Source organism: Streptomyces sp. CMB-StM0423, from assembly GCF_002847285.1.
Lineage (GTDB): Bacteria > Actinomycetota > Actinomycetes > Streptomycetales > Streptomycetaceae > Streptomyces.
Window position 1 is genome coordinate 4489513 of record NZ_CP025407.1, and the last position, 23100, is coordinate 4512612.

Here is a 23100-nt window from a genome sequence, read left to right on the forward strand (position 1 = left end):
CAACTCGCTACGGTGTGCAGGGGCTCGCTACGGTGTGCAGGGGGAGGGGTGTGTGATGACGGATCCGGTGTCGTTGGCCGCGATCTCCGGGGTGCTCGGCGCGATCGGCATGGGGATGGCCAACGAGGTGGGCCGGTCCGCGTGGGAGACCACCGGGGCGCTGGTGCGCAGGGCCGCCGGGCGCGAGGTGCGGGCGCCGGGGCGGGCCGCGGAGGTGGAGCGGGTGGCCGCGCTGCTGCGGGAGGGGGCCGCGCGCGATCCCGAACTCGCGCGGATGTGGGAGCGGTTCGCCTCGACCCTGCCGGCCGGCTCCGGCCCCGGCTCCGCGGGTGCGCCCCGACTGCCCGCCGCGACGCGGCACTTCACCGACCGCCGCCCCGCATTACGGCTGCTCGACCGTGAGGCGGACCGCAAGTTCGACGGCCGCCCGCGGGTGGCGCTGCTGCACGGCCCCGAGGGCATCGGGACCACCGCCACGGCGCTGTACTGGGGCAGCCGGCGGGCAGAGGACTTCCCCGACGGGCAGGTGCACGTCGATCTGCACGGCTGGTCGTCGCAGAGCGCCCTCGGCCCCGCCGTGGTCGCCGGCCGTCTGCTGCGCGAGCTGGGGTTGCCGGCGGAGGAGACGCCGCACGGCGCGGACGGGCGGCTGGACCTGTGGCGGCGGCTCGTCGCCGAGCTGCGGCTGCTGGTCGTCCTCGACCACGCGTACTCCGCGGCTCAGGTGCGCCCGCTGCTGACCTCCGCGCCCGGGGTGTTCACGCTCGTGACGGCCCGCCATCCGCTGCCGGGACTGGACGCGGTGCCCGTGGCGCTGGGGCCGCTGGCGGCGAAGGACGCCCGGCGGCTGCTCACGCACTTCGCCGGGTCGCAAGCCGTGGCCGCGGCGCCGGACATGGCGAAGAACCTGCTGGTGCGCTGCGCGGGGTCGCCGTACGCGCTGCGTACGGCGGCGCCGCTGCTGTCGGTGCACGGCGATACGGGGCGGGGTGCCGCGGATGCGGCCGGGCCCGTCGCCGCGCTGACCGAGTCCGCCTACCGCGCGCTCGACGCCGACGCCGCCCGGCTGTACCGGCTGCTGGCCCTACGGGACTGGCCCCACGTCGACGCCAGGACCGCCGCCTGGGCGACGCAGCAGGCCCCGGACCCCGACCCGGCTCCCTGCGCGGCCCTCCTCGGCCTCCTCGCCGACCGCGGTCTGCTGGAGCCCGCCGGCACCGAGCGCTACCGCTTCCGTCCCGCCGTACGCCGCCACGCCGAGCTGCTCGCCCGGCACGAGGACGGCCTGCACGCCTGCGCCGAGTCGGTCGCCCGTGTCGTCCGCGGCTACGCCGACCTCGCCGAGGACGCCGCCCACCAGGCGCTGCCGGAGAGCTGGCGCGTACCGCAGCCGTCGAGGCCCGGTCCGCCGCTGGGCAGGGCCGGGGCCCTCGGCACCCTGGTGCGGGAGGCGGCGAACGTCTTCGAGGCAGTCCAGGCCGCCGCGGACGCCGGCGACCGGACCGCGGCCGTACGCCTCGCGCGCGCCCTCTGGCCGCTGCAGCTCAAGGCCGGCCGGCACGCGGAGGCCGTCCCCGCGCTCCGCACGGCGCTGCGCCTCCCGTCACCGGAGAGCGAGCGCGCCACCGGCCTCCGCGACCGCGCGGCCCTCCGCGTCCAACTGGCCATGAGCCTGACGGAGCTGGGCGAACACGCCGAGGCCGAGGCCGAGTTCCGGGCCGCCGCCGAGGACGAGCGGACGGCGGGCCACATACGCGGGCACGCCTCCGCGGTCGAGGCGCTGGGCCTGCTGCGGCTGCGGCAGTGGGCGGGTCCCGGGGCGCTGGCCCTCTTCGACCGGGCGGACACGCTGTACGGGACCATTGCCCCCGGCGAGGAAGGCCACGCCGACCTGCGCCGTGCCCGGCCGCTCCTCGTGCGCCACCGCGGGCGCGCGCTGCGCGTCGACGGCCGTTTCGAGGAGGCGATAGCCCTGCTGCGTACGGCCGTCGGGTCCTTCGAGGAGATCGGCGACGACTACAACCGCGCCCGCGCCCTCACGGACCTTGCCGAGACCCACGTGCTCGCCGCCGCGCCCGCCGCGGCCCTGCCGCTGATCGACGAGGCCATCGCCCTGCTCGACGCGCAGCAGGCCGAGCACCCGCTGGCCTACGCGCGGTCCGTACGGGCGCGTTGCGTCACGCCCTGAGCGGGGCGACGGTCACGCGGTGCTCGCGCGCGCCGGTACGGACCAGCAGGCCGTGCTCGGCGAGGGCGGCCGCGCTCCGGCCCGCCGCCAGCCAGGCGTGCAGGGCGGAGGCGTACGCCGCGGGGTCGGCGTCGGCCGCGCCCGGGACGGCGGTGAGCGCGAGCGCGTCGCCGCCGCGGGTGCGGACCGTGCAGTCGCCGGGTCCCGTGACGTACGCGGCGAGGGCGCAGTGCGCGTACCGCCGCAGGATCTCCGCGCACCAGTCGGCGGGTGCGCCGAAGCGCGGGTCGTCGGGGGCGCCGTGGCGGAGGATCACGTCGGCCAGGTCGAGGCGGCCGGGGTCGCGGGTGTCCTCGGGCACGGCGGTGTGCGCGGAGGTGTGCACGGCGGTGGGCACGGCGGCGTCGCCACCGGGCTCGTACGCCGGATCGGCCCAGCGGCGCAGCACGACCGCGCCCGGGCCCGCCCCGGCGGGCAGCCGGGTCAGCACCCGCATCGGGGAGCTGCGGCGGACCGGTTCGTACGCGGGCAGCGGCAGCGGTTCCAGCAGCGCCGGCCGCTCGGGCTCGGGCAGTTCCATCAGCCCGTAGAACAACTCCCGCAGCCGGCCCGCCGACTCCCCGGGCACCGACGAGGTGAACCGTGCCGGACCCGGCTGCGGCCGGTGGCCGGCGATCAGCGCGTCGAGCTGCGCGGGCAGCGGCGCGAACGGGTCCAGCCGCGGCGAGTCCGCGAGGAAGCCGGCCAGCGGCGCCCGCGGGTCGACGTGTGCGAGCGGAGCCGCCGCCAGCGCCACGGGCACGCCGAGGGCCGCGGCGTAGTACGTGACGGCCCCGTGGTCGCCGATCACCGCGTCCGCCGCGAGCAGCGCCTGCCGCCAGCCGCCCAGCGGATCGACGAGCGCGAGCCCGCTGCGCCTGGCCCCGTCGAGCCAGGCCCGCACCTGCCCGGGGCCGTGGCCCTGCCAGATGTTGGGGTGCAGGACGGCCGCCACCCGGTACTCGTCGGCGGCCAACTCGCCCGTCAGCCGCGGCAGCAGGGCCGGCAGCACATCACCCGCGCCGCCGTCGCCGAAGAGGCCCTCGGGGTTCCACGTGGCGGACAGCACGACGAGCCGCTGCCCGTCGCGTACGCCCAGCGCCCGCCGGAACCGGTCCCGGTGCCCGCGGGCGGCGAGCATCCGGTCGAAGCACGGATCCCCGGCGAGCACCGCGGCCCCGGCCGCCTCGGGGCACGACTCCCGCAGGCGTTCCGCCTGCTCGGGGTGCGAGAGCACGAACGCGTCGGCCACGGGCCGCCCGTCCTCCAGCAGCCACTCCGGCGCCAGCCCGAAGACGGGAGCCCGGCGTCCGGCGTCCGGCGACCGGCGACCGGCGACCGGCGACCTGAGCCTCTTAGTATATCCAACGCCATGCGACAGAACTGCCAATTTGCCGTGCAATGCAGCTATTTGACCACCCAGGCTTGCGGAGACGGCCAGGTCGACGGGCGTACGCACCGCCTGCTCCCACGGCAGCACCGGCACCCCCACCGCCGCCAGCAGCTCGCCGACGCCGCCCTGAAACGGCGAAGAACCCGTGCACGTCGCCAGCATCTGCACCCGCAGATCGTCGTCGAAGAGCGGCATCACGTCCAGCAGCCGGGTGGCCGACGTCACGTTGTGCACGACGAACAGCACCCGCCGGCAGCGCCCCCGCGAAGCCCACCGCCGAGCCCCTTCCCCCACCGGAACCCGTACCCAGCCCGCCCGCGCCTCCGTCATCCAGCCCCCCACGGCCTCACCGCCACCCCGGCGTGAACCCGCCACCCTAGACGGTGCGGTGCGGCACCGGCAGACGACGGCTAGCCTGCGGGGATGGGCATGGCGGAGTTCGTCCTCACCGCGGTGGGCACCCTGGCGGGGGTCGTCGGCACCTACTTCGCCTACGCCTCCGTACGCGGCCGCACCGCCCGCCGCCGCCCGCCGCCCCCCGCCGGGACCACCGCCCCGGACCCGTCCCCCGCCGCGAACCCCCCGGCGTACGACGTCTATGTGTCCCACAGCCCCGCCGACGCCCCCTGGGCGCGCACCTTCGCCGCCCGGCTCCGCGCGAGCGGCCTGCGCGTGGCCGACGACGAGGTGGTCCGCACCCCCGGCGGCGTCCGCCTCCACGCCGTCGAGCAGGCCATCCGCGACTCTGCCCACGGACTCCTGGTCTTCAGCCCGCAGTCGACGGACGACGGGTGGGTGCTCCAGGAGTACGCGGCCCTGATGGAGCGTTCGATCGAGTCCGGCAGGCTGTTCATCCCCGTTCTGGTCGGCGACGCCGTCCTGCCCGAATTCGCGCGTACGCGCTTCAGCGCGGACTTCCGCGACGCGGACGACGACACGTACGCGCGCACACTGGAGCAGATAGTCCGCGCGTTACAGAACCGCTGACCCGTCCTCGTCCTCCTCGATGTCCACGGCGTCCATGGCCCCCTCGGCCTCCGCACCGGCCTCGATGCTCTTCGCGCCCTCGGCACCCTTCGGCAGCGCCGCCATCCTGGCGTGCCGCTGCGCGCTCTCGATCAGCGCGAGGGCGCGCTGCAGCGGGAGATGGCGCAGCAGCTCGTCCGCGTTCCCGCTCACGACCTCCGGCACGCCCATGCCCTTCAGTTGGCGCAGGAACATCTCCTTGGCGATGGTGTCGCCGCCGAGCAGCTCGATCTTCCGCTCCAGCACCACCGTCTCCAGCATCCGGTCCTTCCGCTCGCCGCGCCGTTCGCGGTCGCGGATACGTTCCCGGATGACCGAGTTGTTCTCCTCCGCCTCCAGTTCGCGGGTTTCCATCTGCTTGTCTGCGAGCCGCCGCCGGGCCCGGTCGAGTTCGGGGTCGGAGGACTCGAATTCGCCCAGCGTCGTGCCCCGCGCCTCGATTCCCCAGGCGGCGAGCGCGTTGCGTACCTGGGAGGAGAGGTCCGTCCGCGTACTCGCGTACATGCTGAGGAATTCCTCCACCGTGGAGGCCGAGGCGATGGCGTTGAAATACGTCTCGACCATTCCCCCCAGCACCCGCTCCACGAACCGCTGCACCGGAAGCGGATCGTCCACCAGCCCGCCGAGGCGGGAGGTGTGCGCGCCGCCGAACCTGCTGACCAGGGTGGGAGCGGCCGGCTCCGGGATCTCCAGGGTCTGCGAGATGTCGACCTGCAGCCGGTGGCCCATGACGTTCACGAGGATGGGCCGGAGCGCCGCGTCGTAGTTACTCGGGGAGCGTTCCTTCTTCGTCCACTCGATGACGAGCGTACGCGTGGGAATGAGCACGACCCGTACGAACCAGGGGTTCAGGGCGTATACGGAGCCCTCGCCCAGCGTCTCTTCCTGCACCCCCCGCTGTCCGCCTCTGGCGAGGAATTCCCAGGGCAGCCGGAAATTGCTGTGGCCGGGAATAATCGGCCCGATGGGCCGTTCGTCCTTCCTCGCCTCGGCGCCGTCCAGGGTCACCACGACACCGGTCTCACCGATCTGGATGGCGATTTCCTTGAGGTGATCCGCGGTGAGTCCGTCCTGGCGGGTGTTCCCCACCGTGCCGGTGGTGATCACCTCGAAGAGGTCCGGATTGATGTTGTAGTACGACCCGCCGGTGAGGATGGCCAGTTGCCTGCCCTGCTCGCCGCCCTCACGCAGGAACGCCTCACCGTCCTGGAAGTTGTCGCATTCCACATAGCGGCCGAACGGCCGGTCGGGGGGCCGCACTTTGCCGTCCTTCGCGATGACGAGAGCCACGGTCCCCGGCTCCACGTACGTACGCGGCGCCAGTTCGACATCGAATAGCGCGCGGTTGATGTCGTACGAGGAGTCGCCGGGCAGAATCGCGATCTGCCGGCCCTGCTCACCGCCGTTCCGGAGAAAAGCCTCGCCGTCCTGGAAGCAGTCGCATTCCACCTGCCGGCCCAGCGTCCGCTGCGCCGGCCGCCTGGCGCCCTCGCGCGCGGTCACGAGCCCGACCTTGTCCGCGGGCACGTACGTCCGCGGTGCGAGCTTGACCCGGTACAGCAGGGGCGGGAGCCAGTACGTCCGGCCCGGTACCAGCACGCGGGCCTGGATGCCGCGGCCCTCTTTGTGCGGCGTGACGTATCTGTAACGCCCTTCGGGGTCGCCGCGGCCGAACCGGCGGGTGACGATCCCCACTTTGCCCGCGGGCACCACGTGCAGGCCGAAACTGAACCGCGGTCCACCACTGCGCGGTGGCCGGGGCGGCGCCGGAGTACCCGACCGGGACGGGGTCCCGGCGGCGGGCTGCCGATCGGGCCGGGCCAGGGCGACCAGCACGACGAAAACGACGCCCACGACGAGAAGCGCCACGAGTAAAAAGGTGATCATTCCGCTCCGCCCTTCGCTCGCATACGCAGGTGCACGGCAAGTACGGTTTCCGTCCACTGGTCGTACCAGTCCGGGTAGCGCTCGTTCTGCGGGTTACGGAGCGTGGGAAAGAACCCGGGGGGTCTGTCCTGGCCGGCGAACGCACGGTATTCCGAAACGGCGTCCTCCACCGAGCCGCGCCAGCCGTACGCCAACGAGAGTGCCAGGAAATCGCGGTGACGCGCACTCGCGGGACGCGCCCTTTCCCGCTGTGTCCGAAATCCGTACCTGCCGCCCGAGAACTCCGCCCAGGCCGCGTCCACTTCGCGCAGCAGCCCGCCGGGCAGCCGCCGCCCGTCGCCGCGCCGCAGCCAGCCGCTCTCCAGCCGGTCGACGGCCCGTAGCAGCAGGGCGGTGGTCAGCAGGTCGGCGTGCTCCCACTCCTCCTCCGCGAGCAGCGCACCGAGCCGCACCCCGGCGGGCGCGTCGGGGAGCGCCACCGGAGCCGAAGAGGCCGGCGACGGGGCAGGCGATACCGCACGCGCCGGCGCCATTTCACCGGCCGCGGGGGAGGGCACACCCGCATTCTGGAGGCGGCGCAGCAGGTCGAGTTCCACGTGCCCGGGGAGCGAGCCCGTACGGGCGTCGAAATGCCAGGTGCTCGCCAGCAGGAAGTGCCGGTCGCCCCGGACCAGAATGGGAAAGAAGGGGCGGCTGTGCCGCTGCCCCTCCAGGATTTCCCTGGTGACGTCCTCGGAGTTCTCGGCGTCCGGGGACATCAGGACGATGATCCCCAGCGCGTGCCGGATCTGCGCGCGGATCGTCCACAGAACGTCGTCGCCCCACGTCAGATGGCTGATGGACCAGACGGGAAGACCGGCCCTGGACAGCGCGGGCAGCAGCCGGCGGGCGTAGTCCCGTTCCTGGCGCGCGTAGCAGACGACGAAAGACGGCTCGGCCGGTACGTCGAGAGGGCGGGCGGCCGTATCGCGGAGATCCATCGCCTCCGACTCGCCGTTCGTGCCGGGCTCTTCGCCGAGGATCACCCGGGCCAGCTCGGTCACCTTGTCGTCGAAATCCCGCCCGGTGACGTCCCGGAAATCGACCCATAATCGGGTGGCCGCAAAGGGCAGCGCACCGATATCCATCCCGCTGTGGAGTACGGGGATGAACCGCAGCCCGCGCTGCGTCGAGGCGGTCAGCAGCGCGGCGTACTCCTGGAGCACCCAGGGCTTGTGCACGGCCACCGGGCTGAGTACCTGAATTCCGTGCGTGGAGCGGCGTATGGCCGCTTCGAGCTGATGAACGACGACATCGCCGGGCAGCAGACTGCACTCGTCGAAAAAGACCCGCACCCCGTTGCGCCGGAGCCCCGCCGCCAGTTCCCCCGCCCACGCGCGGTCTTCGGCCGCGTAGGAGATGAAGACGTCCGCCACGCCGTTCCCCCTCGCCGAGACGCGCCATCGCTCCGCATGTCCAGCATACGGGCAGGAGCGGCGTGTGAGCCGTGGTGCGACGGTGTCCCGGCCGTCAGCGGCGGGTGTGGCCGAACAGGGCCATGGCCTCGTCGAGCCGGATGCGGGCCCAGTCGTACTGCTTGCTGTCGGTGTGGCCGCGGTAGACCGTCTCGATGACCATGATCAGCATCAGATGGAGGCAGTACAGCCGGCGGCGCACCTGCTGCGTCGCAGTCAGCTCCGGGCGGCCGTAGCCGCGCATGAACGGCACCGGGTGGCCGAAGGCCGCCATCTGGGTGCCCGCGAAGCCGGACTCGATCAACGGGTCGCCGTAGAAGGCGCGCTCGTGGTCGATGACCCCGACGATCTTGCCGTCGCGCACCATGACGTTGCCGGCCCACAGGTCCCACTCGACGAGGCGCGGCTCGGTCACCTCGTCGAGGCTGCCGGCGTGGGCGCCGAAGACGGCACGGACGGCGCCGTAGTCCCAGCCGAGGTCGACGCCCCGGCGCTCACCGTCGGCGAGGACGTCCTCGACCATGCCGCTGAACACCGCCCGCCAACTCGGCCCCCCGGGCCCGGCGAGCGGCCCGAAGGCGTCCCCGCGCAGCGAGTTGATCTCCCGGTTGGCCGCGCCGACCTGCTCCATGAGCGAGTCCCGTGCGGCGGCGGAAAGTTCCTTGGCGATGACACCGAGGTTGTCGCCGTCGATGTACGGCATGAAGAAGTACTCCGCGTCGCACACCTCGCGGCTGAGATCGGCGAAGTCGACGGCGGGGACCGGCACGGAGGTGTGCGTACGGAGGAGATCCAGCATGCGCAGCTCGACGGACATGGCGCCGCGCTCGTACGTCATGACCTCCACCTCCGGCGGCGGCGCGATCTTCACCACGACCTCGGCCCCGTCACGCAACCGGATGCGATACGCGACGTTGAACCACCCGTGCCCCAACTCGGCGGCCCACCCGTCCCCCACGGGCACGCGGTCGGCCCCGTACGCACGCCCGACCATGGCACGCAGAGCGTCGGGGGACTGCCTGTTCTTGGTGATGCTCTCCACACCCGGTCCCTTCCTCGAAGACGCCTCGGCAGTGTTAATCGTCGAGAACAGGAGGCCTTCCGTACGGATCCCCTCAATCTCTTCCCTGCAACCGGCGGGTCTCGTGTCGGGCCGCTCCACGAGCTTTCTGCAGCTCGCGGACTGCCTCGCCTCTCCGGCTTTGCCACCAATTGGGCCAGATGGCCCATGCCGTCCACCGTTCCGGCTGTCATGATCTGGCTGCGCGAGCACTGAGGGCGAACGCTGGCTGCACATCGCACTTTCAGTCAGCGGCCTCCCCCCTGCCGGTCTGAGACCTCCCGGGCGTGCAGACCTTGGCGGCTGCCGCCACGAGCTCTGGTGAGTGCCCCGCGTTTCCTGTGGGCGGAGGGCATAGGCACTCTGAGTTCTGTTGACCGCGTTAACAAATTTGAAGTTGTACACACTGTGCGTTTCGTGTACGTTCACGCTTGTGGGCTTTCCTGTCTGTCACGATGAGCACGCCCGTCAAATAGGGAAGTAGCAGGCCCTCGACGGGGCTGTAAGGGGAGGTAACGGCATGAGTGGGGATTCCGGGACGGTTGCGGGGCGGTTCCGGCTGCTGGACCACCTGGACTCGGGGAACATGGGTGAGGTTCACCGCGCCGAGGACCTGGACGCGCCCGAGGACTCGCCCGCACGCGTCGTCGCACTCAAGCTCATCCGCCGTCGCCGCTCAGGCACCCTGGTGCAGACGCAGGCCGATCCGCATGCGGCGGCAAGGTTTGCGCGCGAAGTGCGCATCATGCGTCTGCTGAGCCACCCCAACCTGCCTCGGACCATCGACGGGGGAGTGGATGAGGCCAACGGTGATCTGCCCTACCTCGCCATGGAGTTCCTGGACGGATACCCGCTCGCCGACCTGATAGCGGAGGAGGGCCAGTTACCGGTCTCCTGGGTCGCCGCCGTAGGGGCACAGATAGCCGATGCCCTGGCAGCCGCCCATGCCTCCGAGGTAGTCCACCGGGACCTCAAGCCCCGCAACGTGATGCTCACCCGCGGGGGCGCGGTGAAGGTCCTGGACTTCGGGATCGGCCGCATCGTCGACGACCCGGACGGAACCAGGCTGACCAGCACGGGAGCGACGGTCGGCACGGCTCGCTACATGGCGCCGGAACAGTTCGAGGCCAGCCTCGTCACCCAGGCCGCCGATCTGTACGCACTCGGGTGCGTGCTCCACGAGATGCTTCTGGGGAACCCGCCCTTCGTCGGCAACAGTGACTTCGACATCCGGGACAAGCATCTCCACCAGGAGCCGACTCCGGTGCGGCTGCTTCGCCGGGACGTGCCGGAGGCGCTGGCCCGGCTGGTGGACCTCCTCCTCGCGAAGAACCCCGCTGACCGCCCGGCCGACGCCGTCGCCGTACGGGAGGCGTTGCTGCCCTTCGTGACGCAGGGCGTCCCGCTCCCCGTCTGGCAGGACTTCGACCCGGTGAAGTGGATCCTGCGGCCGGCCAGGGACGCCGTCAGGGCCGCCACACAGAAGTCCTCGGGCCCGACGGTCCCCGAGCCGGCGAAGCGACCTCTGTCAGGTTCCGCCATGGACGTCTTCGGTGTGCACACGAAACTCATCGACGACTACCGCTCCTTCACCGAGGGCGGCACGGTGATCCGCGACGAACGCGTCAGGGACTTCGTGAAAAGGGACCTCGACGCCAAGTCGCAATGGCCCAACCCCTGGCTGTCGCTCAACCCCTTCTTCGCCTCGTCCGGAACCGTTGCCGAACTGGCCGCCCAGAACGTCCTGCACAGCGAGTGCGCGAAGATCTTCCAGGCGGGGAAGGCCGAGAACTCCACCGTGTGCGACGGCCGCCCGCTCACTCTGCACCGCCACCAGCGTGCGGCGATCGACGCGGCTGCGGCCGGCGTCTCCTACGTCCTCACCACGGGCACCGGTTCCGGAAAGTCCCTCGCCTACATGGTCCCGATCGTCGACCGGGTGCTCAGGGAACGGCAGGAAGCCGGACCTGACGCACCCGGGCGGGTGCGGGCGATCATTGTCTACCCGATGAACGCCCTCGCCAACAGCCAGCTCAAGGAGCTGGAGAAGTACCTGCGCAACGGTTACGGCGAGGGCAACGAGCCCATCACCTTCGCCCGCTACACCGGCCAGGAGGACGACGAGACCCGCCGCCGGATTCGCCGGGACCCGCCGGACATCCTGCTCACCAACTACGTGATGCTGGAATTGATGCTCACCCGGCCCGACGACCGCGACAGCCTCGTGGCCATGGCTGAGGGGCTCCAGTTTCTCGTCTTCGACGAACTGCACACCTACCGCGGCCGGCAGGGCGCGGACGTGGCCCTCCTCATCCGCCGGGTGCGCGACGCCTGCCGCGCCGACGACGTGCAGTGCATCGGCACCTCCGCCACGATGTCCACCGAAGGCAGCTTGGAGGACCAGCAGAAGGTGGTGGCCGATATGGCCACCAAGCTCTTCGGTACGAAGGTCAGCCCCGACCACGTCATCGGTGAGACCCTCGTCCGGGCCACCGGCGAGCCCCCGTCCGCCGTGCCGGCCAAGCGCCTGGCAGGAGCTGCCGCACCAAGCGCCTACGCCGACCTCGTGACCGATCCCCTCGCGCGTTGGATCGAGACGTACTTCGGCCTTGGGACCGACGACGCCACAGGGCAACTCGTACGGCAGAAGCCCGGGAGGATCGAGGACGCAGCCGCCGAGCTGGCACGGCAGAGCGGCGTCGGGGAAGAGCGGTGCGCGGACGCCTTGCGGGAAACGCTGGAAGCGGGCTCGCAGGCGTACCACCCCGTCACGGAACGCCCTCTGTTCGCTTTCCGGCTCCACCAGTTCCTGTCCAAGGGCGACACGGTCTACGTCACCCTGGAGAGCAAGGCCGGCCGCCACGCCACCCGTGACTACCAGCGGGTGCGGCCCGGCACCGACGGGCATGTCCTGATGCCGCTTGCCTTCTGCCGCGAGTGCGGTCAGGAGTACCTCACCGTGTGGCGTACGGAGAGAGACGGAGAGATCCGCTACGAACCGCGCCGCGACACCGCTGCCACCGGGGGCCGGGCAGGCGACGGGTACCTCTACATCGATACCGACCGCTACCCGGACACCGCCCCCTGGCCCCACACTTCGGACGAGGCCATCGCCGACCGGCGGCTGCCCGAGTCCTGGCTGGAGATCGACGACAAGGGCCAGGAGGTCGTCAAGAAGTCCTACCGCGACCGGCTGCCGCGAGCCGTCACCGTCGATCCGTACGGCAACGAGTCCAAGGGCGAGCTGCACGCGGCGTTCATCCCCGCTCCGTTCCTGTTCTGCCTGCACTGCTCGGTCGCCTACGAGCAGACTCGTGGCAAGGACTTCGCCAAGCTGGCCACCCTGGACCAGGAAGGCCGCTCCTCGGCGACCTCGCTGATATCCGCGTCCGTGGTGCGTTCCCTGGACAGCGTGCCGGAAGCGGCGCTCCCCAAGGAGGCCCGCAAACTCCTCACGTTCGTCGACAACCGTCAGGACGCCTCCCTCCAGGCCGGTCACTTCAACGACTTCGTCCAGGTCACCGAGTTACGCGGGGCGCTGTACCGGGCCGTCGTCGACGCGGGGCAGGACGGCATCCAGCACGAGGAACTGACGTCCCGGGTCGCCAACGCCCTCGCCCTCGACCCCTCCGTCTACACCGGCGAGAGCGATCTGCCACCGCGCCTGGCGGCTGCCGCGGCCAGGACCCTGCGGGATGTGATCGCCTTCCGGCTCTATCTCGACCTGGAACGCGGCTGGCGCGTCACCATGCCGAACCTGGAGCAGACGGGACTCCTGGAGATCGACTACGCCGACCTTCCCTGGGTCGCCGAGCGGGAGGACCGCTGGGCGAAGGCCCATCCGTCGCTGCGCGAGGCCGATACCTCGCTGCGGGCGGAGATCATGAAGGTGCTGCTCGACGAGATGCGCCGATCCCTCGCCATCGACGTCCAGTATTTCCGCGACGACTTCGACTCGCTGCAGAGCGCAAGCGAGGAACGGCTCGTCGACCCGTGGCGGCTATCCAAGAGCGACAGCCCCAAGGTCGCCACCGCCTACCCCAGGTCCTCCAAGCCCGGCATGGACCGCACGGGCCTGTTCCTCTCCGCGCGCGGCAAGTACGGGAAGTACCTCCGCCGTACGCACCGGGGGTTCCGCGACGGCCTGGACCAGACCGAACTCCAGACCGTCATCGAGGATCTGCTCAAGGTCCTCAGGAACGCCGGACTCGTGACCGAGGTGTCCGTGGCACCTCAGCGGGCCCGGTACGTCCGCAGGCCGCCGGCGACCGCCACCGGCTACCGGGTGTCCGCCGCCGCCATCATCTGGCGGGCCGGCACCAGCGAGACCGGGGCCCACGACCCTCTCACCCGTACGTATGCCAGCGGGGACGGGCCGCGCGTCAACGCCTTCTTCCGCCAGCTCTACCGCGAGGCGGCAGACGGCCTCTCCGGCCTGCTCGCCCGCGAACACACCGCCCAGGTCGCCCCCGCCGACCGGCAGCAGCGGGAGGAGGACTTCGGCAAGGCAGATCTCAAGCTGCTCTACTGTTCCCCGACGATGGAGCTGGGCGTCGACATTTCCTCGCTCAACGCCGTCATGATGCGCAACGTCCCTCCCACCCCGGCCAACTACGCCCAGCGCAGCGGCCGTGCGGGGCGAAGCGGCCAGCCCGCGCTCGTCACCACGTACTGCGCCACCGGCAACAGCCACGACCAGTACTACTTCCGCCGTTCGCACCGGATGGTCGCCGGCGCCGTCGCCCCGCCCCGCCTGGACCTGGCCAACGAGGACCTGGTCCGCTCCCACCTCCAGGCCATCTGGCTCGCCGAGGCCGGGCTCGCGCTGGGCCGAGCAATACCTCAGGTCCTCGACATCGCCCACCACGAGTCGTCGGGCCGCCCAGCCCCCGGACTCGACCTCCTCGACGACATCCGGACCGCCTCCCACGACCCAGGCGCGCAGGCTCGCACAGTCGCCGCCGCCCGGCGCGTCCTGGGCCCACTGCTGCCCCGGTTCGGAGAAACGACCTGGTGGGACGAGAGGTGGATCGAGGATGCGGTGGGCAGGGCCCCGCGCGACTTCGACCGGGCCTTCGACCGCTGGCGCGACCTCTACCGCACGGCCCTGGTCGATCAGTACGTGCAGAACAAGAGAGTCCTCGACCACACGCTGACCGAGAAGAGCCGGCGTGACGCCTTCCGCCGCCGTACGCAGGCGGAGACCCAGCTCAACCTGCTCAAGAACGAGAGCGCGGACAACCGGTCCGTCCTCTCCGACTTCAATCCGTACCGCTACCTGGCGTCCGAGGGCTTCCTGCCCGGCTACTCCTTCCCCCGGCTGCCGCTTGCCGCCTACATCCCCACTCGCGGCGGCCGTCAGGGCGACGGCGACTACCTCCAGCGGCCCCGCTTCCTCGCCATCCGCGAGTTCGGGCCCGGCGCGCTCATCTACCACGAGGGCGCCCGCTACCAGGTCACCCGCATTCAGCTTCCACCGGACTCCACCGGCGACATCTCCACCGGCGAGGCCCGGCGCTGCGCCCACTGCGGGTACCTCGACGAACCCGAGCAGCGCCGGGACACGTGCGAGATGTGCCAGAAGCCGCTGGGCGCGCCCACCTACGGCCTCCTGCACCTGCACACCGTCTACACGCGGCACCGTGAGCGCATCTCCTCCGACGAGGAAGAGCGCCGCAGGGCCGGCTACCGGTTGGAGACGTCGTACCGCTTCCGGTACCACGGCACGCGCCGCGGACGCCAGGACGCCCGCCTCGCGGACTCCGCCGGCGCCCTCGCCACGCTCACCTACGGAGACTCCGCCACGGTCCGTATCACCAACGTCGGCAGACTGCGTGCCAAGGACAACGAGCCGCCCGGCTACTGGCTCGATCCGGCCGACGGGCGCTGGATGAACGAGCGGGATGCCTCCGACGCTTCCGGCGACTCCAGCGAGATGCCCGTCGTCGACGCGGACGGCAAGGAGAAGCGCCGTAAGAAGCGGGTCATCCCGTTCGTCGAGGACCGCCGCAACATCCTCGTCGTCACTCTCGACGAGCCACTGCCGGAACCGGTCGCCCTGACGCTCATGTACGCCTTGGAGCGCGGCATCGAGACCGCATTCGAGCTGGAGGACTCCGAGCTGACCAGCGAGTTGCTGCCACCGGCCGACGGACCGTGCGACCGGCTGCTGTTCACCGAGGCCGCGGAGGGGGGCGCGGGCGTCCTGCGCCGCATCCAGGCAGAACCGGGAGCCCTCGCCAGGGCCGCCCGGCAGGCGCTGGCCGTCTGCCACTTCGACGAGCACGGCGAGGACGACGCGGGGCCGCAGTCCGACCGCCCCTGCGCCCGTGGCTGTTACGACTGCCTGCTCACGTACGGCAACCAGCTCCACCACGGCGCGATCAACCGTCACGACGTCACCGACCTGTTGCTGCGGCTCGCGTCGGCTGTGGCCACGAGTGAGAAGCGCGGTGAGACCAGCACGGAACAGCACCTCAGGCTCATGACTGCCACGGCCACCGCCACCGCTTCAGCCCCGGCCGCCGAAAGCGGTCCGGCCGAAGCCGCCGCACCGACCGAGGCGGAGTTCCTTGACTGGCTCAGGGATCATGGCCTCCGCCTGCCCGATGAGGCGGGGATCACTGTCTCCGGGGCCGATGCCCGCCCCGACTTCGTCTACCGGATGCCGGGCGTCAACCTCGCGGTCTTCGTAGGCGGCGAGGACGGGCCGGGGCGGGACGAGGACGCCGAGGACCGGCTGGACGTCGCCGGCTGGGACGTCATCCGCTTCCCCAGGGGCGGCGACTGGGAAGCCATCGCCGCCGAACACGCCCACTACTTCGGCCTCGGCCCGTCCCGATGACGGCCCGCCCGTACCGCTTACCCCGCCCGGTCACCGAACCGGCCGACACGGCTACGAGGAAGTCCCGATGACGCGCACCTACACCCCCGGCTCCCTGGTCACGGCCCGCGGCCGGGAGTGGGTCGTTCTCCCCGACAGCGAGCCCGACCTGCTCGTGCTGCGTCCCCTGGGCGGTTCCGACGACGACATCTCCGCCGTCTTTCCCGCGTTCGAGCACGTGCGGGACGCCCAGTTCGCACCCCCGTCGCCCGCCGACCTGGGCGATCAGCGGGCGGCCGGACTGCTGCGCTCCGCCCTGCGGATCGGCTTCCGCTCCGGCGCCGGCCCCTTCCGCTCCCTCGCGGGCATCGCGGTCGAACCGCGCGCGTACCAACTGGTGCCCCTGCTGATGGCGTTGCGCCAGCAGACCGTACGCATGCTGATCTCCGACGACGTCGGCATCGGCAAGACCGTCGAGGCGGGCCTGATCGCGAAGGAGTTCCTGTCCCAGGGCGAGGCCAGAGGGCTGGCCGTGCTCTGTTCGCCCGCGCTGGCCGAGCAGTGGCAGGAGGAGCTGCGCACCAAGTTCGGCATCGACGCCGAACTCGTCCTCGCCTCCACGGTGTCGCGCCTGGAACGCGGCCTGGACCTCGGCCAGTCCCTCTTCGACCGGTACCCGCACGTCATCGTCTCCACCGACTACATCAAGTCCACCCGGCACCGCGACGACTTCGTACGCCGCTGTCCCGACTTCGTCATCGTCGACGAGGCTCACACCTGCGTGGCCGCCGACGACAGCGTCTCCACGCAGAACCAGCTCCGCTACGAGCTGCTGCGGCGCATCGCGGAGGACACGCAGCGGCACCTGCTGCTGGTCACCGCGACCCCGCACAGCGGCAAGGAGTCCGGTTTCCGCAACCTCCTCGGTCTGGTCCTGCCCGAACTCGCCGACGTCGATCTGGAGACGGACCGTGGCCGGCGGCTCCTCGCCCGGCACTTCGTGCAGCGCAAGCGCGCCGACGTACGCCAGTACCTGACCAAAGAGAGCGGGCTGGCTGACGACAACCTCGCCGAGAAGACCGCATTCCCCTCCGACCGCGAGTCCAAGGACGAGAAGTACAAGCTGTCACCCGGCTACCGGGCACTGCTCGACGACGCCATCGCGTACGCCAGCGAGCGCGTCCAGGCGGCCGGTGAGCAGAGCCGGCGCGAGGCCCGTATCGCCTGGTGGTCCGCGATCGCCCTCCTGCGCTCCCTGGTCTCCTCGCCCCGGGCCGCCGCCCAGACCCTCTCGACCCGGTCGGCCGCGGCCGTCGCCGCCAGCGCCGAGGAAGCCGACCGGCTCGCCGCCCCGATGACCCGCGACTCCGCCGACAGCGACGCCCTGGAGGGGCTCGACGCCGCGCCCGGCGCTGAGACAGAAGACGCCGGAGCCCGGCTGGCCGACCTCGCCGAACGGGCCGCCGCCCTGGAGGGTCCGGAGACGGACCTCAAGCTCGCCGCCCTCCTCCGGCACCTCAAGGCGCTCCTCAAGGACGGCTACCACCCGATCGTCTTCTGCCGGTACATCCCGACCGCCGAGTACGTGGCCGCGCACCTGGAGAAGAAGCTCGGTTCCAGGACGGTGGTCAAGTCCGTCACCGGCACCCTCTCCCCGCAGCAGCGTCTTGGCCGTATCGAGGAACTGGCCGCGCTCGCCGGAGAGGACCCCGCCGCCCGCCGGGTCCTCGTCGCCACCGACTGCCTCTCCGAGGGCGTGAACCTCCAGCACCACTTCGACGCCGTCGTCCACTACGACCTGGCCTGGAACCCGACCCGCCACGACCAGCGCGAGGGCCGCGTGGACCGGTACGGGCAGAAGCGCGACAAGGTCCGCGTCATCACGCTCTACGGCATCGACAACGGCATCGACGGCAAAGTCCTCGAAGTCCTCATCGCCAAACACCGCCAGATCCGCAAGGACCTCGGCATCTCCGTCTCCGTCCCCGACGAGGCGTCCTCCGGCGTCACCGACGCGATCGTCGAATGGCTCCTCATGCGCGGCCGCGAACCCGAGCAGGAGGGCCTGTTCGGCGCCGAGGCGCTGAGGACCGTGGACGCGAGGGCCGCCGAGCTGGAGAGCCGGTGGAACTCGGCCGCCGAACGCGAAACGGCCTCCCGTTCCCGCTTCGCCCAGCGCGCCATCCACCCCGAGGAAGTCGCCCGCGAAGTCGCCGCCATCCGCGACACGCTGGGCCGCGCGGACGAGGTCGACGGCTTCGTGCGCCATGCGCTGGCGGCGCTCGAAGCACACGTCGTCGAGGCGGGCGACGGTACGGGAGACTTCACCGCCGAGGTCAGCGGCGTCCCCGCCGGACTTCGCGACGCCCTCGCCCCCGTGGCGGGCGCCGCAGCCGTCGAGTCCGGGCGCCCCATCCCGTTCCGTACGACAGCGGCCGTGGCCCGCGGCGAAGCCGCCCTGGTCCGTACGGACCCCGTGGTCGGCGCCCTCGCGGCCCACGTCCTCAACACGGCCCTGGACACGGAAGCGCCCGGCCGCCGCCCGGCCCGCCGCTGCGGCGTGGTCTCCACGGCCGCCGTGTCCGTCCGCACCACCCTCCTCCTGGTCCGTTACCGCTTCCACCTCACGCTCCCCTCACGGCAGGGCACGCGCAGGATCGTCGCCGAGGACGCCCGCCTCCTCGCCTGGGAGGGATCGGTGAAGAACCCTGTCTGGCTCCCCGAGGCCAGCGCGCTCGCCCTCCTGACCGCGGAGGCCGCCGAAAGCACCGACGACTACTTCCAGACCCGGACCATGAGCCGCACACTCGGGCAATTGGGCGCCGTCCAGAACCACATGGCGGACTACGGCGACCTGCTCGCCGGAGAACTCCACGAGTCGCACCGCCGGGTCCGGCGCGCGTCCGACGAGATCGTGCAGGGCCTGAAGGTGACCGCCCAGCAGCCCGCCGACGTCCTCGGCGTCTACGTCTACCTGCCCCCGATCTCCGAGAACGGAGGGACCGCCTGATGTCCGTCACCACACGCAACCAGGTCTTCTCCGCCGTCCACACCGTCGGCGGCCTGCTCCCCGCGGACATGCTCGTCCGTATCTCGGAGAGCAAGGAGGGCAAGGACGTCCCGGGCACCGGTCCTGCTGACTACCACGTCATCGGCCCACGCCGTTCCGTACGGGACGAGGCCGAGCGCCACTGGGACTACCTCAAGGGGGTCTGGCGCGAACTCCGCGAGAAGCTGCCCGTCAGCGCCGAGGCCGACCTGCCCGCGGACCCGACCGGACACGCGATCGGCCAGTGGCTCGAACCGCTCTTCAACGAATTAGGCTTCGGCCGCCTCACGACGGTCGCGCCGGGCGAGTACCGGGCCGACGGCGACCCCGACCGCGTCTTCCCCCTCAGCCACCGCTGGCACCACGTGCCCGTCCACATGGCCGCCTGGAACGCGGTGCTCGACAAGCGGCCCGGCGGCGTCGGCACCGTACCCCCGCACTCCCTCGTCCAGGAGTGCCTGAACCGGCGCGAAGCCCACCTGTGGGGCGTGCTCACCAACGGCCGGCAGTTGCGCCTGCTGCGCGACTCCAACGCCCTGGCCACCGCCTCCTACGTCGAGTTCGACCTCGAAGCGATCTTCGACGGCGAACTCTTCAGCGAGTTCGTCCTGCTCTACCGGCTGCTGCACGTCTCCCGCTTCGAGACCGGAGAGGCGGGGGCGCGGTCCGCGTGCTGGCTGGAGAAGTGGCGTACGGAGGCGATCGCCTCCGGCACCCGGGCGCTCGACCACCACCGCGACGGCGTCCAGCGGGCCCTCACCACCCTCGGCACCGGCTTCCTGCGCCACCCCGGTAACACGGCACTCCGCGAGAACCTCGACGTCGACCGCTTCCACGCGGCTTTGCTGCGCCTCGCCTACCGGATGATCTTCCTCTTCGTCGCCGAGGACCGCGACGCTCTGCTCGACCCCGGCGCGAGCGAGGAGACCCGCAAGCGGTACGCCACCTACTTCAGCTCCGGCCGGCTGCGCCGCCTCGCCCTGCGACGTCAGGGCACCGCACACGCCGACCAGTACGCCGCGCTGCGCATCGTCCTTGACGCCCTGGGCCGCGAGGACGGCCGGCCCGAGCTGGGCCTGCCCGGCCTCGGCGGCCTCTTCGACGACACCGCCGCCGACGCCCCCTTACGCGACTGCGCGCTGTCCAACGCCTCCCTGCTGGAGGCGGTGCGCCACCTCTCGCGCGTACGGGACGAGAAGACGGCGCGCTGGCGGCCGGTGGACTACCGCAACATGGGCTCGGAGGAACTCGGCTCCATCTACGAGTCCCTGCTCGAACTCGTCCCCAAGCACAGCGCCACCGAGCGCACTTTTGAACTCGTCAACCGGCTGGGGAACGACCGCAAGAAGACCGGCTCCTACTACACCCCGGCCTCCCTCATCGAGACCCTGCTCGACTCCACCCTCGACCCGGTCATCGACGACGCCCAGAAGCGCGGCGAGCAGGCCGCCGCGGCGGCGGGAGACCCCGACGCGTCGGAGGCGGTCGTCGGTGAGCTGCTGTCGCTGACGGTCTGCGACCCGGCCTGCGGCTCGGGCCACTTCCTGGTGGCGGCAGCCCGCCGGATCGCCAAGCGTGTGGCGGCGGTCCGGGAGAGCAACCCCGAGCCGACGCCGGTCGCCGTACGCAGTGCGCTGCACGAGGTCGTCGCCCGGTGCGTGTACGGGGTGGACCTCAACCCGATGGCGGTGGAACTGGCGAAGGTCTCGCTGTGGCTGGAGGCGCTGGAGCCGGGCAAGGCGCTGGGCTTCCTGGACGCGCACATCAAGCACGGGAACGGGCTGGTCGGCGCGACGCCGGCGTTGATGCTGGATGGCATCCCGAACAAGGCGTTCAAGGCGGTCGAGGGCGACGACGCGAAGCACGCGAAGGCCCTGGAAAAGCAGAACGACGGCGAACGCCGGGGCCAGAGTGTGCTGTTCGAGGTGGTCGCGGAGCCGAAGGTCTCGAACACCGTCTTCGGGTCGGGCCTGCGCCGGATCACCGAGGCCCCGTCCGAGAAGCTGCGTGAGGTACACGCTCAGCAGGCGGCGTACGAGGACTGGCGGCAGCAGACGGAGTACGTCCACGCCCGGCACCTTGCGGACGCCTGGTGCGCCGCGTTCATGTGGCGGAAGGCGAAGGACGCCCCGCCGCCGGTGACCCACGAGGTGTTCCGGGCGCTTGGTGACCCGGAGGGCAACTCGGCCTCGGCTGCGACGCACGAGGAGATCGACCGGCTGCGGGACCTGTACCGGTTCTTCCACTGGCAACTGGAGTTCCCGGAGGTGTTCACGGTCCCGGAGGGCGCGGGGACGGGTGCTGGGGCTGGTGCGGGGGTGGACCCGGCTACGGGGTGGTCGGGCGGGTTCTCGTGTGTGGTGGGCAACCCGCCGTGGGACAAGGTCGACTTCGAGGACAAGAAGTACTTCAGCGTGGTCGAACCGTCGATCGCGGCGATCGCGGGCACGGCCCGGCGGACGCGGATCGCGGAGTGGGAGGCCGAGAACGAGAGGGCCGGGAACCCGGAGGCGGGGAAGCGGTACCGGCAGGCGCGACGGATGGTGAAGTCGACGTTTCTATTCGCGAGCGGTTCGGGGGTGTTCCCACTGTGCGCGAAGGGATTGACTGTCAAGGGCGTCACCATGCTCCAATACGACCAGCTCTTCGCGGAGAGGTTCGCGGCGATCGCCGCGCCCAGGAGCCGCTTCGGGTGCATTATTCCGACGGCCATTGCCACTGGCGCGGGTGCGCAGCACCTGTTCAACGACTTCACGCAGCGCGGTGCGGTGGCGGCGCTGTACGACTTCGAGAACCGGAAGCCGCTCTTCGTGGGGGTGCACGCCAGCTACAAATTCTGCCTGCTGTCACTGGCTGGCCGAGAGCTGAGGGAGCCTGCGGCTCGATTCGCCTTCTTCTTGGAAGACCCGGCGAATCTGGATGACGCAGAGCGCGTGTTCGCACTGAGTCCGGAGGAAATCGCCCGTATCAACCCGAACACGGGAACGCTACCGATCTTCCGAACGCGGCGAGACGCGGATCTTACGCTCGCGATATATCGACGCATCCCGGTCCTTCTGAACGAAGCGCGGGTGGATGGTAATCCGTGGAAGATGGACTTCAAAGCGACGTTCTTCCATACTACCGATGATTCTGACCTATTCAGGAATCAGGAGACCCTAGAAAAAGAAGGGTGGAAGTTGTATGGAAACGTTTTCCTGAAGGACGGGAAACGCATGCTTCCATTGTATGAGGCGAAGATGGTGGATTTCTTCAATCATCGCGCCGCCGATGTGGTAAAGAGTGTTACAGCGGTGAGTCGACAGAACCAGCCGAGATATCTCTCTGAAGGGGAGTTGAGGGATGGTCGACGTCTTGCAGTGCCGCTCAATTGGATTTCCGAAGATGGATTTATTGCAACGCGAAGGAGGGGGCGTGATGTTGATATCCCCGGCGTTTCCTTGCGTCTTCGAGAGTTGAACTGGGAGCGATCCTGGCTGTGTGGATGGTGTGATGTAACAGCATCCACCAACGAGCGCACCGCCGTCCCAGCGTTTATTCCGCGAACCGCCGTTGTGGAAACTTACCCTCTGATGCTGCCGCGGGTGGAACCAATTCTTGTTGGTACTCTGATCGCCGCGCAGAGTTCCCTCGTCTTCGACTATGTGAGTCGCCAAAAGACCAGTAACTCTCATCTGAAGCTGTTTGTGTGGAAACAGCTTCCTGTGCCCACTCCGCGTCTCATGGAACCGCATGCGCTCTTCATTACTCCGCGGATTCTGGAGCTTGTGTACACCGCCTTCGACATGGCTTCTCTCGCCTGCGATCTCGGTGAAATCGGCACACCCTTCTGCTGGGACGAGATCCGCCGTGCCCAGATCCGTGCCGAACTCGACGCCTACTTCTTCCACCTCTACGGAATCAGCCACGACGGCGCGGACTACATCCTGGAGTCGTTCCAGACCGAGACGGGCGGTCTAAAGAACAACGAGATCGCCAAGTACGGTCACTACCGCACCAAGACCCTCGTCCTCGCCGAGTACGACCGCATGGCCGCCGCCGGCGTAAGCCTCACCACCCCCCTCGTAGACGGCGAGAAGTACACCTCCTCGCTCTACCCGCCTCCCGGCCACGGCCCGCGCCACCCCGCCGAACCGGAGACTTCCTGAGGGAGATGATTCAGGGCAGGCACGCGATACACG

General features: G+C 70.6%; 9 protein-coding genes. 5 read left to right on the top strand and 4 right to left on the bottom strand.

Features of this window, described 5'->3' with window-relative positions; translation table 11 throughout:
• Window positions 1-55: 55 nt before the first annotated feature.
• Window positions 56-2188, top strand: coding sequence for a tetratricopeptide repeat protein (locus CXR04_RS19680; protein ID WP_101423671.1), 2133 nt, complete (start codon window positions 56-58; stop codon window positions 2186-2188).
• Here CXR04_RS19680 and CXR04_RS19685 read toward each other — a convergent pair.
• Window positions 2178-3950: a hypothetical protein gene (locus CXR04_RS19685; RefSeq protein ID WP_234380336.1), complete on the bottom strand. Its 1773-nt coding sequence runs from the start codon at window positions 3948-3950 to the stop codon at window positions 2178-2180. The genes CXR04_RS19680 and CXR04_RS19685 overlap by 11 nt on opposite strands.
• Before the next feature lie 93 nt (window positions 3951-4043).
• Between CXR04_RS19685 and CXR04_RS19690 the strand changes: the two genes are divergently transcribed.
• Window positions 4044-4607 (top strand): toll/interleukin-1 receptor domain-containing protein, encoded by a 564-nt coding sequence (locus CXR04_RS19690; RefSeq protein ID WP_101423673.1) that lies wholly within the window; start codon window positions 4044-4046, stop codon window positions 4605-4607.
• Here CXR04_RS19690 and CXR04_RS19695 read toward each other — a convergent pair.
• From CXR04_RS19695 to CXR04_RS19705, 3 genes are all read right to left on the bottom strand, one after another.
• Entirely contained in the window at window positions 4593-6533 is a 1941-nt protein-coding gene (locus tag CXR04_RS19695) for an SPFH domain-containing protein (protein ID WP_234380337.1), read from the bottom strand. The genes CXR04_RS19690 and CXR04_RS19695 overlap by 15 nt on opposite strands.
• Window positions 6530-7948 (bottom strand): TIR domain-containing protein, encoded by a 1419-nt coding sequence (locus CXR04_RS19700; RefSeq protein WP_101423674.1) that lies wholly within the window; start codon window positions 7946-7948, stop codon window positions 6530-6532. Before CXR04_RS19700 ends, CXR04_RS19695 begins: the two co-directional genes overlap by 4 nt.
• A gap of 94 nt (window positions 7949-8042) precedes the next feature.
• Window positions 8043-9029, bottom strand: a complete 987-nt coding sequence (locus CXR04_RS19705; RefSeq protein ID WP_101423675.1) for a phosphotransferase family protein — start codon at window positions 9027-9029, stop codon at window positions 8043-8045.
• Window positions 9030-9567: 538 nt separating this feature from the next.
• On the opposite strand from CXR04_RS19705, the gene CXR04_RS19710 reads away from it, so the two are divergent.
• From CXR04_RS19710 to CXR04_RS19720, 3 genes are all read left to right on the top strand, one after another.
• Window positions 9568-15891, top strand: coding sequence for a protein kinase domain-containing protein (locus tag CXR04_RS19710; protein ID WP_101423676.1), 6324 nt, complete (start codon window positions 9568-9570; stop codon window positions 15889-15891).
• Window positions 15892-15958: 67 nt separating this feature from the next.
• Complete coding sequence (locus CXR04_RS19715) at window positions 15959-18880, top strand: DEAD/DEAH box helicase (RefSeq protein ID WP_101423677.1); 2922 nt, start codon at window positions 15959-15961, stop codon at window positions 18878-18880.
• Entirely contained in the window at window positions 18880-23067 is a 4188-nt protein-coding gene (locus CXR04_RS19720) for an Eco57I restriction-modification methylase domain-containing protein (protein WP_101423678.1), read from the top strand. The genes CXR04_RS19715 and CXR04_RS19720 overlap by 1 nt, the downstream gene beginning before the upstream one ends.
• The last annotated feature ends 33 nt before the right edge of the window (window positions 23068-23100 follow it).

Bases quoted from the DNA above. Each gene is read 5' to 3' on its own strand.
- CXR04_RS19690 (WP_101423673.1), top strand. From the start codon at position 4,044: ATGGGCATGGCGGAGTTCGTCCTCACCGCGGTGGGCACCCTGGCGGGG.
- CXR04_RS19685 (WP_234380336.1), bottom strand. From the start codon at position 3,950: ATGACGGAGGCGCGGGCGGGCTGGGTACGGGTTCCGGTGGGGGAAGGG.
- CXR04_RS19710 (WP_101423676.1), top strand. From the start codon at position 9,568: ATGAGTGGGGATTCCGGGACGGTTGCGGGGCGGTTCCGGCTGCTGGAC.
- CXR04_RS19680 (WP_101423671.1), top strand. From the start codon at position 56: ATGACGGATCCGGTGTCGTTGGCCGCGATCTCCGGGGTGCTCGGCGCG.
- CXR04_RS19720 (WP_101423678.1), top strand. From the start codon at position 18,880: ATGTCCGTCACCACACGCAACCAGGTCTTCTCCGCCGTCCACACCGTC.
- CXR04_RS19695 (WP_234380337.1), bottom strand. From the start codon at position 6,533: ATGATCACCTTTTTACTCGTGGCGCTTCTCGTCGTGGGCGTCGTTTTC.
- CXR04_RS19715 (WP_101423677.1), top strand. From the start codon at position 15,959: ATGACGCGCACCTACACCCCCGGCTCCCTGGTCACGGCCCGCGGCCGG.